This window comes from Herbiconiux ginsengi (assembly GCF_900107435.1).
Taxonomy (GTDB): domain Bacteria; phylum Actinomycetota; class Actinomycetes; order Actinomycetales; family Microbacteriaceae; genus Herbiconiux; species Herbiconiux ginsengi.
In genome coordinates, this window is sequence record NZ_FNPZ01000003.1 from 352,726 (window position 1) to 366,912 (window position 14,187).

Here is a 14,187-nt window from a genome sequence, read left to right on the forward strand (position 1 = left end):
CGTCACCGGTTCAAGCCCCAGTGGTCGGCGATCAGCCCGAGGCCCTGCTGGAACACGTAGGTCCAGGTGGTCGCGTCGTGCGCACTGCCCGGTGATTCGAGGTAGGTCGCCGTCATTCCGGCGGCCTGCGCGTCGGCATAGAGGGTCTTGATGCCCGGCATGTAGGCGCTGTCGGCGCTGCCCACGCCGAACACCGCGAACATGTCGCTGTAGGGCGCGTGCGCGGCCATGATGGCGGCCGGGTAGGCGGCGGCGTACTTCGCCGCATCCCCGCCGAAGCCCTTGTCGATGGTGGTCTGAGCGTCGCCGATCTTCGGGAACTCCTCGCCCGAGGCGTCGAGGATCGCTCCGAAGAGTTCCGGATGCGCGGCGCCGAGCTGGATCGAGCAGGTTCCGCCCTGGGAGTAGCCGCCGATGCCCCAGTAGTGCGGGCCCGGGAGCACGGGGAGGTTCGCGGTGATCCAGGCCGGCACGTCGACCGTGAGGTAGGTGGCCGAGTTGCCGATGGGGGAGTCGACGCACATCGGGTTGACGTCGGGCGCACTCAGCTGGTCGGGCGACACCACGATCGGCGCGAGGCCTTGGTGGGCGGCGGCGTAGGCGTCCAGGCTCTGGCGGAGTTTCGCGGCTTGGAGGGGCGCATCCGGGCTGCCCGGCTGGCCCGACAGCATGATCAGCACCGGGAGCTTCGGCGGGTTCGCCGTGAGCGCGGCCGGCGGCAGGTACACGACGGCTTGACGAGCGTGGAATCCGGATTTCGTCGCGGGGATGGTCACCATGCCGACGGAGCCCTGGGTCGGCATCCCGGCCGGAGCCGTCCAGGTCGCGATCGTGGGCTGGGTGGCCGGATCCGCCGTCGCGACCGCCGGCAGCACTTCGCCGGCGTAGGCGCTGAGGCCGAGAGCGCTGCGCACCGTAGGGTACTGGCCGAAGTCGATGTTGATGGTCATCGCCGTCGCGCCGGCGAAGAGCACGATGGCGAGGATCGACGCGACCACGCGCTTCCAGGTCGCACGCCAGAACGAGGCGATCGCGATGCCGAAACCGGCGAAGCCCAGGGCGATCCAGACCCGCACCACGGGGGTGAGCTCGGCGCCGAACAGGTCGAGCGTGTCGTTGAGCAGCCAGGTGAGGCCGAGGCCGACGGCCGCGCCGAGAATCGCGGCGAGCAGCGCCACGAGCATCCAGTGCGAGAGCCGCCAGCGCGGTCCGGGGCGCACGAACAGCAGGAGCAGTACGGAGATCGCGGCTGCCGCGTACACCGCGATGACGAAGGGCCCGGACAGGAGTCCCACGTCGAGGAGTGCTTTCACGGGTGGATCCTGTCGGCTCGGCGCGCGCGTCCGGCGGTGGCCGGGCGTCGATCAGTATTTTCCCACTATCTGGACGATCTCTGGGAGAACGCCATGCGGAGGCTGCATCCGAGGTGCCCGCATCGGCGCAGCTGTCCGCCGTTCCGCTTAGGCTCGGGAGTATGGATGGCGTCGGGCGGATCGGTGAGCCGAGTCCGTCGATCCTGCACGTCGACATGGATGCGTTCTTCGCCTCGGTGGAGCTGCTGTCGCATCCGGAACTCCGGGGCAAACCCGTGATCGTCGGCGGGCACTCGCCGCGAGCGGTCGTGACCAGCGCCACCTACGAGGCGCGCGCCTTCGGAGTGCACTCGGCGATGCCGGTCGGCGCCGCGCTGCGACTGTGTCCCAAGGCCATCGTGCTCGAACCGCACATGCACCTCTATCGCGAGGCGTCGCAGACGGTGATGGCCCTGTTCCGCGAGGTGACACCCCTGGTGGAGCCCCTGAGCATCGACGAGGCGTTCCTCGACGTGGCCGGCGCCCGGCGCCTGCTCGGGGAGTCCGACGTCATCGCCGCACGGCTGCGAGCCCGCGTGTTCGACGAGACCGGGCTGCCGTGCTCGATCGGGGTCGCGCCCTCCAAGTTCATGGCCAAGCTGGCCTCGGGCCGGGCCAAGCCCGACGGCATGCTCGTCATCCGTCCCTCGGAGGTATTGGCCTACCTGCATCCGTTGCCCGTGCGGGCGCTCTGGGGCGTGGGCGGCAAGACGGCCGAGCAGCTCGAGCGACTCGGGTTGCGCACGGTGGGCGACATCGCGGACACCCCTCTCGACGCGCTGGTGCGTGCGGTGGGAGAGGCGACCGGGTCGAAGTTGCACGAACTCGCGCTCGGCATCGACACGCGGTCGGTCGAGACGGTCAGCCAGGAGAAGAGCGTCGGCCACGAGCGCACCTTCGATGTCGACGAGCGCTCGCCCGAGGTGCTGCGCCGCGAGCTGCTGCACCAGTCGAACCGGGTGGCCGTGCGCTTGCGGTCGGCCGGGCTCATGGGCCGCACCGTGGCGTTGAAGCTGCGCTTCGCCGACTTCACCACCATCTCGCGGTCGCGCACCCTGTCCGAGCCCACCGACCTCGGAAAGCGCATCTTCGACGAGGTGACGGCGATCTATGAGGCCGTCGGCGCGCGGGGCGAGGCAATCCGGTTGATCGGCGTGCGGGTGGAACAGCTCTCGGCGGCGGGCTCGTCGGTGCACCAACCGGCCCTGTGGGCCGACGAGAGCGCACCCTCGGAGGGCTGGCGCGACGCCGAGCTCACCATCGACCGCGTGACGGCCAAGTTCGGCACCGACTCGGTCCGCCCCGCCTCCCTGGTGAACGCCCCGAAGTCCGGCGAGACCGCCGACCGCAACGGCACCCGTCGCTGACCCCCCCCGATCCTTTTGCCCCCTCCCGCCCTTCTTCGGCGATTTTGGGGCGGGAGGGGGCAAGAAGTCGGGATCAGGCGGGGGAGGACACCGCCACGGAGTGCGGGGCGAGCGAGGCCAGGGCAGACGGGAGGGGCTCGCCGCGCAGGTGCTCGTGCGACGAGAAGAGAGGTGCGCCGAACCGCGGGGCGATCGTCGTCAGGTCGAGCGGGGCATCCGAGAGGTTCACGGCGAGCACGAGCGGTGGGCGCTCGAGCACCAGCCAGCGCTGCTGCTCGTCGAAGTCGACGCGCACGTCGGCGAGCCGCAGTTCCTCGCCCGGCGGCAGGGTGGCGCGGATGGCGGCGAGCGCCCGGTAGACCTCGAGCACGGCGCGGTGCTCCGGATGCGCCGGGTCGCCGATCTCGGCCCAGTCGAGTTTCGAACGCTCGAATGTCGCCGGATCCTGCGGATCGGGCACCACCGACTCGTCCCACCCCATCTTCGCGAACTCCGCGATGCGCCCCTCGGCGGTCGCCCGGCCGAGCTCGGGCTCCGGATGCGAGGTGAAGAACTGCCACGGCGTCGACGCCGCCCACTCCTCGCCCATGAAGAGCATCGGCGTGAACGGCCCGAGCAGCGTGAGCGCGGCGGCGATCGCGAGGTCGTCGGGCGAGAGCGTGGCGGTCAGCCGGTCGCCGACCGCACGGTTGCCGATCTGGTCGTGGTTCTGTGAGGCCACGACGAGTCGCCAGGGAGCCGTGCGGGTGCGGTCGAGCTCGACCCCGTGCATCCGGCCGCGGAAGCTCGACCAGGTTCCGTCGTGGAAGAACCCGCGCGTCAGCACCTTCGCCAGGGCGCCGACCGAGTCGAAGTCGGCGTAGTAGCCGCTCGTCTCGCCGGTGAGGTTCACATGCACCGCATGGTGGAAGTCGTCGCTCCACTGCCCGTCGAGGCCGTAGCCCTCGTCGCGCTCGAGGAACATCACCGGGTCGTTGAGATCCGATTCCGCGATCAGGGCGCGCCGGATGCCGGTGGCCGCCGACAGCTCGTCGACCGAGGCCGCGAGCTCGGCCAGCAGGTGCACCGGACCGTTGTCGACGAGGGCGTGCACCGCATCCAGCCGCAGGCCGTCGACGTGGTAGTCGCCGAGCCACATCAGCGCGTCGTCGATGATGAAGCGGCGCACCTCCGGCGAGCCCTCGTCATCGAGGTTCACCGAGGTGCCCCAGGTGTTCTTCGAGGCGTCGTTGAGGTAGGGGCCGAACAGCGGCAGGTAGTTGCCGCTCGGACCGAGGTGGTTGTAGACGACGTCCTGGATGACGGCCAGACCGGCCGCGTGACAGGCGTCGACGAAGCGGCGGTACGCATCCGGCCCGCCGTAGCCCTCGTGCACGGTGAACCAGGAGACCCCGTCGTAGCCCCAGTTGTGCGTGCCGTTGAAGCCGTTGACGGGCAGCAGCTCGACGTGGGTGACGCCGATCGAACGCAGGTGGTCGAGACGCGTTGTCGCGGCGTCGAGCGTGCCCTCGGGGGTGAAGGTGCCGATGTGCAGCTCGTAGATCTCGGCGCGGTCGAGGGGGGCGCCTCGCCAGTCTCCGTCGTGCCATTCGTAGGCGGCGGGATCGTCGGTGCGCGAGAGACCGTGCACGCCCTGGGGTTGGCGACGGGAACGCGGGTCGGGATACGGCCCCGCGCCGTCGAGCAGGTAGCCGTAGTCGAGCCCGGCGTGCCACTCCGGCGCGTCGGAGCCGGCGTGCCACCAGCCGTCGTCGCCGCGGGTCATCGGATGCGCGGTGCGCGGTCCGCTGCCCGTTCCGTCGGCCGCACCCCGGCTTGTATCGTCGCCGAGGACGAGCTCCACCCGCTCGGCGCGGGGTGCCCAGACGTCGAAATCACGCTTCGTCATCGCTCGTCGATCCTCTCCAGCAGGGCCACCGGGTAGCGTTCGAGCACGGCCGCGAGTCGCACCTCGCGGTCGCCGAAGATGCGCCCCGTGAACGCATCGACGTAGCCGTTGCCGGCTTCGGGCAGCTCGAGCGTGGTGTCGTCCCACCCGCCGTGCCGCGCGAGGCCGAGCGGAAGCCGGGTGGCGACGGTCACAGCGCCGCCGCGGTCGAAGGCCAGCACGTGCTCGGCCGCCGAGCCGCGCGCCTCGAGCCCCTGGTAACCCGTGAACAGCTCGGGGCGGTCGCGCCGCACGCGCAACGCCGTCGACACCACGAGCAGCTTGGCGGCGCCGGTCTCGTCGACCTCGGGCAGTTCGCCGGCCTCCTGGATGCCGAGCAGCTCGCTGCGCTCGTCGTAGTCGACGGGCCGGCGGTTGTCGGGGTCGACCAGCGACAGGTCCCAGAGCTCGCTGCCCTGGTAGACGTCGGGCACGCCGGTGGTGGTGAGCTGCACGAGCTTGGCCGAGAGGGCGTTGCTCCAGCCCGCAGCCCGGATGGAGGCGAGCTGGCTCTCGAGCACCCCACGCGGGATCGGGTCGGTGTAGACCGCATCGATGGCGTTCGCCATCCGCTGTTCGAACTCCTCGTCCGGGTCGAGCCAGTTCGTGGAGACGCCGGCCTCCCGAACGGCCTTCAGCGCATAGGCCTGCGCGCGCTCGCGGGAGAGCGGCCAAGCGCCCAGGAGCGCCTGCCAGAGCAGGTTCTCGAACGAGCCGTCACCCAGGGGGAGGAGGCTGCGGAGCTTCGAGAGGGTGCCCGCCCAGCCGTCGGGGATCTCGGCGAGCACCGAGATGCGGGCCCGCACGTCTTCCGAACGCTTGGTGTCGTGGGTCGACAGTGTGGTCATCGAATCGGGCATGCCGTCGAGACGGCGGCGCTGGGCAGCGTGGAACTCCTCCGTACCGAGGCTGAACTGATCGGGGTCGGCGCCCACCTCGGTGAGGCTGGTGAGCCGGGTGAAGCGGTAGAACGCGGTGTCCTCGACGCCCTTGGCCATCACCATTCCGGAGGTCTGCTGGAACCGGATGCTCGGGGCCGTGCCCGTGCGGCCCAGCACCTCCGCGGTCTCGACCAGCACGGCGTCGAGGTCGGGACGGTTGTCGCGGGCGAGCGCGAGGGCGTGGTCGAGGTGCTCGCGGCCGTTGGGCAGGTAGGAGCGATAGACGGCGAAACACGCCAGGAGTTCCGCGAGGGCATCCGCCACCACCGTGTCGTCGGTCGGCGTCGGGAGTCCACCGGCGCGTTCGATGTCGCGGGCGAGGCGCAGCACTTCGGCACGGAGGATGCCGTCCGCGATGCCGCGCTTGGTGCCGTGGATGAGCGTGTGCCAGGCGTGCCGGGCGCGGGTGTCGGCGACGTCGTCGCGATCGGCGGCGGCCGGCTCATTGCCCGGGTCGCCTGCGGGCAGATCGAAGGGCGTCTGGTCGAGAGCGGCGGCGAGCCCCGTGAGCCCCAATTCACCCGCCGGGTCGACGAAGACGCGGTCGATCCCGGCCAGCGCGTCGTATCCCGTGGTTCCGGCCGACGGCCAGTCGGGTTCGAGAGGTTCGTCGCCCTCGAGGATCTTCTCGATCAGCACGTAGGCGCCGCCGGTCAGCACGGCCAAGCGCTCGAGATAGCCGCCCGGATCGGCGAGCCCGTCGGGATGGTCGACCCGCAGGCCGTCAACGAGCCCCTCCCGGAACCAGCGTCCGATCTCGGCGTGCGACTCGTCGAACACCCACGGCTCCTCCACCCGGATGGCCGCGAGCGACGACACCGCGAAGAAGCGGCGGTAGTTGAGCTCCGCGCTCTCGCGACGCCAGTTCATCAGCTCGTAGTGCTGGCGGGCGTGCACGGTGCGGGCGTCGGCGCCGTCATCGGCCGTGCCCGGCGCGATCGGGAAGTGGTGGTCGTAGTAGGCGAGAACGGATGCGCCGCCGGGCCCGTCCGGCTCGATCCGCAGGGCGTCGAGCGAGTCGTCGCCGAGCACCGGGATGCGGATGCGCCCGCCGCCCGCCTCCCAGTCCACGTCGAACGCTTCGGCGTAGCGCGATCCCTGGCCGTGGGTCAGGAGATCCCACCACCACGGGTTCGCCGACGGCGTCGCGACGCCGACGTGGTTCGGCACGATGTCGACGAGCACTCCCATTCCCGCCCCGTGCGCGGCATCCGAGAGGGCGCGCAAGCCGTCCGGGCCTCCGCGCGACTCGTCGATCCGCGAGTGGTCGGTCACGTCGTAGCCGTGCTGCGAGCCTTCCTCCGCCTGCAGCACGGGGGAGAGGTAGACCCAGTCCGCGCCCAGTCGCGACAGGTACGGCACGAGGCGCGCCGCATCCCAGAGGGTGAACTCGGGCGTGAGCTGGAACCGGTAGGTGGAGCGGGGGGCGCGCATCCGGGGCTCCTACGACACGAACGGGATGGTCGGAGCGATCTGGCCCGAGGAGTCGGCCTGCGCGGTGAGCGAGGCGGCCACCGAATGATCGGGCTCCACCTCCTGCTCCTGATGCACCCGCAGCACCACCATCGAGCGGGCGTCGACGGTCATCTCGCTGGAGGCGGCGAAGATCTGCGAGTCGGCCGCTTCGCCCGCGGTGTCGATCACGACATCCCATGAGTCCGAGTACTCGGCACTGGGCAGGGTGAACACCTGCTCCTCGTCGTGGGCGTTGAAATAGAGCAGGAAGTGCACGTCGAAGAGCGGATTGCCCCGCGCGTCGCGGGCACGGATGCCCTGGCCGTTGAGGAACACGCCGACCGAGCGGGAGAGGTTGGAGTCCCAGTCCTCCGGCTGCATCTCGCTCGCATCCGAGTCGAGCCAGACGATGTCGGGCAGCGGTTCGCCCTTCCCGCGCTTGACCGGCCGGCCGTCGAAGAAGCGGCTGCGGCGGAAGGTCGGATGCTCCTTCCGCAGCCGCGCGACGGCGGCGGTGAACTCGATCAGCGGCTGGTCCTCGGAGTCCCAATGGATCCAGGTGAGCTCGGAGTCCTGCGCGTAGGTGTTGTTGTTGCCCTGCTGGGTGCGGCCGAGCTCATCGCCGTGCAGCAGCATCGGAACGCCCTGGCTCAGAAGGAGAGTGGCGATGAAGTTGCGCTGCTGACGGGCGCGCAGGGCCAGCACCTTCGGGTCGTCGGTGGGGCCTTCGGCGCCGCTGTTCCAGGAGCGGTTGTGCGATTCGCCGTCGTTGTTGTCTTCGCCGTTGTCCTCGTTGTGCTTCTCGTTGTAGGAGACGAGGTCGCGCAGCGTGAATCCGTCGTGCGCGGTGACGAAGTTGATGCTCGCCACGGGCCGGCGGCCGGAGTGCTCGTAGAGGTCGGCGCTGCCGGTGAAGCGGTTCGCGAACTCGCCGAGGGTGCTCGGCTCGCCGCGCCAGAAGTCGCGCACGGTGTCGCGGTACTTGCCGTTCCACTCCGTCCACTGCGGCGGGAAGTTGCCCACCTGGTAGCCGCCGGGGCCGACGTCCCACGGCTCGGCGATCAGCTTCACCTGCGACACCACCGGATCTTGCTGTACGAGCTCGAAGAAGGTCGACAGCCGGTCGACGTCGTAGAACTCGCGTGCCAGTGCGCTCGCGAGGTCGAAACGGAAGCCGTCGACGTGCATCTCGGTCACCCAGTAGCGCAGCGAGTCCATGATCAGCTGGAGGGAGTGCGGATGCCGCACGTTCAGCGTGTTGCCGGTGCCCGTGTAGTCCATGTAGTACCGCATGTCGTCTTCCACCAGGCGGTAGTAGGCGGCGTTGTCGATGCCCCGGAACGACAGGGTCGGCCCGAGGTGATTGCCCTCGGCGGTGTGGTTGTAGACCACGTCGAGGATGACCTCGATCCCCGCGGCGTGCAGGGCCTTCACCATCCCCTTGAACTCCTGCACCTGCTGACCGAGGTCGCCGGTCGCCGAGTAGGAGCTGTGCGGGGCGAAGAAGCCGATCGTGTTGTAACCCCAGTAGTTGTTGAGGCCCTTGTCGAGCAGCACGCTGTCGTTGACGAACTGGTGCACGGGCATGAGCTCGATGGCGGTGACCCCGAGCTTGGCCAGGTGCGCGATGACGGCCGGATGCGCGACGCCGGCATACGTGCCGCGTTGCTCCTCGGGCACATCCGGGTGCAGTTCGGTCAGCCCCTTCACGTGGGCTTCGTAGATGACGCTCTCGTTGTAGGGGATGCGCAGCTTGCGATCGCCCGCCCAGTCGAAGAACGGGTTGATCACCACGCCGTAGATCATGTGGCCGGCGGAGTCCTCGTCGTTCTGCGAGTCGGGGTCGCCGAAGGTGTAGGAGAAGAGCGACTGGTCCCAATCGATCTCGCCGCTCGTCGCCTTCGCATACGGGTCGAGCAGGAGCTTGTTCGGGTTGGCGCGGCAGCCCTTGTCGGGGTCGTAGACGCCGTGCACGCGGTAGCCGTATCGCTGTCCGGGCTGCACCTGAGGGAGGTAGGCGTGCCAGACGTAGGCATCCACCTCGGCGAGTTCGACGCGGGTCTCCGTGCCGTCTCCGTCGAAGAGGCAGAGCTCCACCTTCTCGGCCGCCTCGCTGAAGAGGGCGAAGTTGGTGCCGCTCCCGTCGTAGGTGGCGCCAAGGGGGTAGGCCGATCCTGGCCACGATTGCATGTGTTCTCCTGTCGGGGTCGGGGTCCACGCTACCCGGAATCGCCATCCGCCCCATGGGGTTGCGGAGTGGTCTCCGGGACCTATCCCGTCGAGGGCGATCGCGGTAGCGTTGGCACATGGCCAACCTTGTGGAGACTCTCACCGACGCGACCCGCACCATCGGAGTCGGAGCCGCCTACGGCGATCCGGTCACGATCGACGGGGCGACCATCGTTCCCGTTGCGCTCGTGTGGTCGGGTTTCGGTGGCGGCAACGGCACCGCATCCTCGCCCGGGGCGACGGTGGCGTCATCCGACAAGCTGGGTGCGGGCGACGCGAACGGCGAGGGATTCGGCGGCGGTGGTGTCTCGATCCCGATCGGCGCCTACGTCACGCGCGATGGCGCGGCCGAGTTCCAGCCCAACCTCGTCTCCCTCCTCGCGGTCTCCATCCCCGTCATCGTCACGGCCGGCTGGTCGCTCTCCCGCATCATCCGCGCCCTCAAGAAGTAACCTCCCCCTCCCGCCAAGCCCATCTCACTCGTCCCTAAGTGGGCAGTTTCGCGTCTTCTTGACCAGTTAGGGACGAGTCACACGGGTGCGCCAGCAGCGCGGAGGGCGTGGCCCACGAGGCGGGGTGCAACCGCGAGGGTGGAGTTCCGGATGCGCACGACGCGATGGCCCGCCTCGCGCAGGTCGTCGAGGCGACGGATGTCGCGTTCGTACTGAGCGGTGCTCGTTCTGTGTTGGTCGCCGTCGTACTCGACGAGCACCTTCCACGCGGGGTAGATCATGTCGACGCGGGCGATCCACGTTCCCGATGCGTCGAACACGTTGACGCCGATCTCGGGTTCGGGTAGCCCGTCGGCGAGCAGGCGCAATCGCAGCAGGGTCTCCCGCCGTGATTCGGCCCCGTCGCGCACCTGCGCGATGACTCGCCGGGCGCGCACACTGCCGCGTCCCCGGAATGCTGCAACTCGTTCTGTCAGTTCTTCGAGCGCGCAGTAGGGGCGAGGGTCGCGAGGCACCTGTCTTGCCGGGGTGAGTACGAGATGGTCACCGGCCGCCACGAGATCGTCGTCCGACAGGGAACCCGCCAGGTGACACCACGTCGTGGCGGCGTCGGAGAGGGGCAGCCCGTACCGCGTTGCAATCACGAGGCGCTCGTCGAAGATCTGATGCCCGATGACGCCGCGAGCCTTGGCCGCACGTCGTGGGCCGACCGTGGAGACGTGAAGGTCAGCGCCATCACACCACTCGGTCGGCAGCGGCACGCCCCACAACTCCGCTGCGGTGAGGTGCGAGAAGAACTCGACGTCGCGCATCCGCCGTGCGTATGCATGGCAGTGCCGGACAAGGGACGGCGGGCCGCCTCGGGCGACGCGCACACCGCGGAACGGACGTACCAGGTCGCCGCCGCGCAACCGGTCCGTTCCCACGCCGAGGGCGAGCGCCTGCGCCAGCGCGAACGGCGCGCGTCGCAGAGGCTCGGGAAGCGGATCTCTGCGGGGCACCCACCCATCCTCCCGTGCCTGCGCCTCCATCCTGAGTTATCCCCAGCTCCGCCCTCCCGGAGTCGTGCGACTCGTCCCTAACTGGGCACGTTCGGCGATTTCTGCCCAGTTCGGGACGAGTCGCGCGGGGACGGGCGGGCCTATACTGGGGGCACACGGGAGTCCGGTGAGCCGGGCTGAGAGGAAGGTTCTCAACCTTCGACCGTCGAACCTGATCTGGATCATGCCAGCGCAGGGAGGCATCTCAGGGTTTCGGCGTGGTGGCTGTCCGCGGAGCGGACAGCACCTACGCCCGAGCCACCCGTGCCCCTTCCACTGAATGAAAGGGCACGTACAGTGCACACCACAACCGCATCCCGCACCCGCACCACCTACCGGTGGCGGGTCGTCGACATCGTCGTCGCCAGCGTCATCGGCGTCGCCTCCGGACTCATCTTCTGGGTCTGGAACCTCACCTACACCCCCGTCAGCGCACCTCTCGAGGCCCTCCTCCCCGGTGCGCAGTCGCTCGTCTACGGCTTCTGGCTGTTCGCGGGCGTGCTCGGCGGTCTCATCATCCGCAAGCCCGGCGCCGCCGTCTTCACCGAGCTCGTCGCCGCCGTGGTCTCGGCGCTCGTCGGCACCCAGTGGGGAGTGCTGACGCTCGTCTCCGGCATCGTGCAAGGGCTCGGCGCCGAGATCGTGTTCGCGATCTTCCTCTACGCGAACTACCGCGTCTACGTCGCGATCCTCGCGGGCGCCGGCGCCGGCCTCGCCATGGGGATCAACGACTCGATCCTCTGGTATGCCGGTAACGGCATGGACTTCAAGACCATCTACGTCGTGTGCGGCGCCATCGGCGGCGCCGTGATCGCGGGCTTGCTGTCGTGGGTGGTGGTGCGCGCGCTCGCCCGCACCGGCGCGCTCAACCGCTTCGCCTCCGGGCGCGAGGTGACGGCGAGGGCGTAGCGGATGCCGCGGAGGCACGACCCGGCGACGCCGGCACCACCCCCTCCCGCCGGCCTCCGCGCCGCGGGCTGGGGGTGGCGGCACGCAGGGCGTTCGTCGTGGGCGGTTCGCGGACTCGACCTGGTGATCGAGCCGGGCGAGCGCGTGCTGCTGCTCGGCGCATCCGGAGCCGGCAAATCGACGCTCGTCCAGGCGTTCGCGGGTGTGCTCGGCGGGGCCGACGAGGGGGAGGAAGAGGGCACGCTCGAGGTCGCCGGCCTCGATCCCCGCCACACCCGCGGTCGAGCGGGACTGGTCATGCAGGACCCCGATTCGCAGATCGTGCTCGCCCGTGTGGGCGACGACGTGGCGTTCGGATGCGAGAACCTCGGCGTGCCGCGCCCGGAGATCTGGCAGCGGGTCGGCCGGGCATTGGGCGACGTGGGGCTCGACCTGTCGCTCGACCATCCCACCTCCGACCTCTCCGGCGGGCAGAAGCAGCGCGTGGCGCTCGCGGGTGTGGTCGCGATGCAGCCCGGGGTGCTGCTGCTCGACGAGCCCACCGCGAACCTCGACCCCGAGGGCGTCGTGGAGGTGCGGGATGCGGTGGCCGCAGTCGTGCGCGAATCCGCGGCCACATTCGTGGTGATCGAGCACCGCGTCGACATCTGGCTCGACGTCGTCGACCGCGTCGTCGTGCTGGTGCCCGGCGGCGGAGTGCTCGCCGACGGCGACCCCGCGACCGTGCTGGGAGAGCAGGGCGACGAGCTCGCCCGCAGCGGAGTCTGGGTGCCGGGACGCGACCCGCTCGGCGGTCGCCCGGCGCGGCCGACGCACGCGCCGCGCCCGCACCACGGAATGGCGGAGCCGGTCGCCGGCGCGGATCGCCGCATCCGCGGCACCGCGGAACGGGCGGACGCTCGCGGGGACGAGTCGGGGTCCAGTCAGAGTACTCGTGCGGTGCGCGCGGCTCTCGGCGCCGAGACGGCCTCTCCAGCGGCGGATCAGCGCGGCGGCGTGCTCCTCACCGCCCGTGGGCTCGACGTCGCGCGCGTCGAGGGCACGACGGTCGCCCGCGGGATCGGTCTCGAGCTGCGCGCCGGGCAGGCGACCGCCGTCACCGGGCCGAACGGCGCCGGCAAGACGACCCTCGCGCTCACCCTGGCCGGCCTCATCCCGCCGGCCGGAGGCGTCCTTGAAGCGTCGGCCGAGCTGGCCGCCGGCATCCGTCCCAGTGGCCGTCGTCGCCGCGGCGCGTCGTCGCCCGACACCTCGCCGATGGCGTGGCGCTCGCGCGAGTTGCTCACCCGCATCGGGATGGTGTTCCAGGACCCCGAGCACCAGTTCGTCACCGGAAGTGTGCGCGCCGAACTCGAGATCTCGCTCAAGGCCTTGAAGCTGTCCGCCGAGGAGATCGAGGAACGCATCGCGGAGGTGGCGGGCCGCCTCCGTCTCGACGGATTGCTCAGCGCCAACCCCTACACGCTCTCGGGCGGTGAGAAGCGACGCCTGTCGGTCGCGTCGGCCCTGGTGGCCCGGCCGCGCATCCTCGTGCTCGACGAGCCGACCTTCGGACAGGACTCCCGCACCTGGGCCGAACTCGTGCGCCTTCTCGCCGAGCAACTCGCCCGGGGCACCGCCGTCGTCGCCGTGACCCACGACCGCGCCTTCGTCGATGCCCTGGCCGATCAGGAGATCGTGGTGGGGGCCGAACTCCCCGCCACCACCGAGCCCGCTGGGGCGGTGCGCCCATGACCGTCCTCGCCCCGCCCCGCGGCACCCAGCGCATCCACTCGATCAACCCCGTGGCGAAACTCGCCGCCTCGCTCCTGCTGAGCGCGATCCTGCTCGTCACCATCGACTGGGTCTCCGCGGCCGTCGCGCTCGCGCTCGAAAGCGTGCTCTTCGTCTGGGCGGGCCTCGGGCCGCGCGCTTTCTTCCGCCGCACCTTCGCGATCTGGATCGCCGCACCCCTGGCCGGGCTGACCACCCTCCTCTACGGCGTGACGTCGGGTCAGGTCTACTGGCAGTTCTGGCTGATGGAGATCAGCGACGGATCGATCTCCCTGGCCGTCGCGACGGTGCTGCGCATCCTCGCGATCGGTCTGCCGGCGGTGGTGCTCTTCGCCACGATCGACCCCACCGATCTCGCCGACGGCCTGGCCCAGGTCTGGCACCTGCCCAGTCGCTTCGTGCTCGGTGCGCTGGCCGGGATGCGCCTGATCGGCCTCTTCCTGCAGGACTGGCGCCAGCTCGAACTCGCCCGCCGCGCCCGCGGCCTCGGCGATTCGGGCCGCGTCCGCCGATTCGCCGGCCAGGCCTTCGCCCTCCTCGTCCTCTCGATCCGGCGCGGCAGCAAGCTCGCCACCGCCATGGAGGCGCGCGGATTCGGGGGCTCGACGGTGCGAACCTGGGCCCGCCCGTCGCCGTTCGGCGCACGCGAGTGGCTCCTCGTGGTCGCCGGCGCCGTCATCGGCGCGGTCGCCATCGCCGTCGCCGTCGCGACCGGCTCGTTCAACCTCATCATCGGATGAGC

At 70.3% G+C, this 14,187-nt stretch carries 10 protein-coding genes and 1 riboswitch; of the genes, 5 read left to right on the forward strand and 5 right to left on the reverse strand.

Annotated elements, in window-relative coordinates:
* Positions 1–2: 2 nt before the first annotated feature.
* On the reverse strand, positions 3–1,313 hold the full coding sequence (locus BLW00_RS14355; RefSeq protein WP_092555315.1) for an alpha/beta hydrolase: 1,311 nt from the start codon (positions 1,311–1,313) through the stop codon (positions 3–5).
* 161 nt (positions 1,314–1,474) lie between these two features.
* Between BLW00_RS14355 and BLW00_RS14360 the strand changes: the two genes are divergently transcribed.
* A complete protein-coding gene (locus BLW00_RS14360; RefSeq protein WP_092555317.1) occupies positions 1,475–2,719 on the forward strand; it encodes a DNA polymerase IV in 1,245 nt (414 codons plus the stop codon).
* Between the two features lie 73 nt (positions 2,720–2,792).
* On the opposite strand, the gene treZ is transcribed toward BLW00_RS14360, so the two are convergent.
* Genes treZ through glgX form a run of 3 tightly spaced genes read right to left on the reverse strand, consistent with a single transcriptional unit; the run spans position 2,793 to position 9,232 of the window.
* Positions 2,793–4,607: a malto-oligosyltrehalose trehalohydrolase gene (gene treZ, locus BLW00_RS14365; RefSeq protein WP_092555319.1), complete on the reverse strand. Its 1,815-nt coding sequence runs from the start codon at positions 4,605–4,607 to the stop codon at positions 2,793–2,795.
* Positions 4,604–7,021, reverse strand: coding sequence for a malto-oligosyltrehalose synthase (locus BLW00_RS14370; RefSeq protein ID WP_092555321.1), 2,418 nt, complete (start codon positions 7,019–7,021; stop codon positions 4,604–4,606). Before BLW00_RS14370 ends, treZ begins: the two co-directional genes overlap by 4 nt.
* Positions 7,022–7,030: 9 nt before the next feature.
* On the reverse strand, positions 7,031–9,232 hold the full coding sequence (glgX, locus tag BLW00_RS14375) for a glycogen debranching protein GlgX (RefSeq protein WP_092555323.1): 2,202 nt from the start codon (positions 9,230–9,232) through the stop codon (positions 7,031–7,033).
* Positions 9,233–9,348: 116 nt separating this feature from the next.
* On the opposite strand from glgX, the gene BLW00_RS14380 reads away from it, so the two are divergent.
* Positions 9,349–9,723 carry a hypothetical protein gene (locus BLW00_RS14380; protein WP_092555325.1) on the forward strand — a complete coding sequence of 125 codons (375 nt, stop codon included), beginning with the start codon at positions 9,349–9,351 and terminating at the stop codon, positions 9,721–9,723.
* A 77-nt stretch (positions 9,724–9,800) separates the two neighbouring features.
* Here BLW00_RS14380 and BLW00_RS14385 read toward each other — a convergent pair whose 3' ends face one another.
* Positions 9,801–10,724 carry a DUF559 domain-containing protein gene (locus BLW00_RS14385; protein ID WP_175494289.1) on the reverse strand — a complete coding sequence of 308 codons (924 nt, stop codon included), beginning with the start codon at positions 10,722–10,724 and terminating at the stop codon, positions 9,801–9,803.
* A gap of 145 nt (positions 10,725–10,869) precedes the next feature.
* Positions 10,870–10,980, forward strand: a riboswitch (TPP riboswitch).
* Positions 10,981–11,060: 80 nt separating this feature from the next.
* Between BLW00_RS14385 and BLW00_RS14390 the strand changes: the two genes are divergently transcribed.
* From BLW00_RS14390 to BLW00_RS14400, 3 genes are read left to right on the forward strand one after another with little or no spacing between them, the layout of a single operon-like run.
* On the forward strand, positions 11,061–11,672 hold the full coding sequence (locus BLW00_RS14390; RefSeq protein WP_092555329.1) for an ECF transporter S component: 612 nt from the start codon (positions 11,061–11,063) through the stop codon (positions 11,670–11,672).
* A 3-nt stretch (positions 11,673–11,675) separates the two neighbouring features.
* On the forward strand, positions 11,676–13,406 hold the full coding sequence (locus BLW00_RS23810; protein WP_092555331.1) for an ABC transporter ATP-binding protein: 1,731 nt from the start codon (positions 11,676–11,678) through the stop codon (positions 13,404–13,406).
* Positions 13,403–14,185 carry an energy-coupling factor transporter transmembrane component T family protein gene (locus tag BLW00_RS14400; RefSeq protein ID WP_092555333.1) on the forward strand — a complete coding sequence of 261 codons (783 nt, stop codon included), beginning with the start codon at positions 13,403–13,405 and terminating at the stop codon, positions 14,183–14,185. The genes BLW00_RS23810 and BLW00_RS14400 overlap by 4 nt, the downstream gene beginning before the upstream one ends.
* The last annotated feature ends 2 nt before the right edge of the window (positions 14,186–14,187 follow it).

Bases quoted from the DNA above. Each gene is read 5' to 3' on its own strand.
- BLW00_RS14370 (WP_092555321.1), bottom strand. From the start codon at position 7,021: ATGCGCGCCCCCCGCTCCACCTACCGGTTCCAGCTCACGCCCGAGTTC.
- BLW00_RS23810 (WP_092555331.1), top strand. From the start codon at position 11,676: ATGCCGCGGAGGCACGACCCGGCGACGCCGGCACCACCCCCTCCCGCC.
- glgX (WP_092555323.1), bottom strand. From the start codon at position 9,232: ATGCAATCGTGGCCAGGATCGGCCTACCCCCTTGGCGCCACCTACGAC.
- BLW00_RS14400 (WP_092555333.1), top strand. From the start codon at position 13,403: ATGACCGTCCTCGCCCCGCCCCGCGGCACCCAGCGCATCCACTCGATC.
- BLW00_RS14380 (WP_092555325.1), top strand. From the start codon at position 9,349: ATGGCCAACCTTGTGGAGACTCTCACCGACGCGACCCGCACCATCGGA.
- treZ (WP_092555319.1), bottom strand. From the start codon at position 4,607: ATGACGAAGCGTGATTTCGACGTCTGGGCACCCCGCGCCGAGCGGGTG.
- BLW00_RS14360 (WP_092555317.1), top strand. From the start codon at position 1,475: ATGGATGGCGTCGGGCGGATCGGTGAGCCGAGTCCGTCGATCCTGCAC.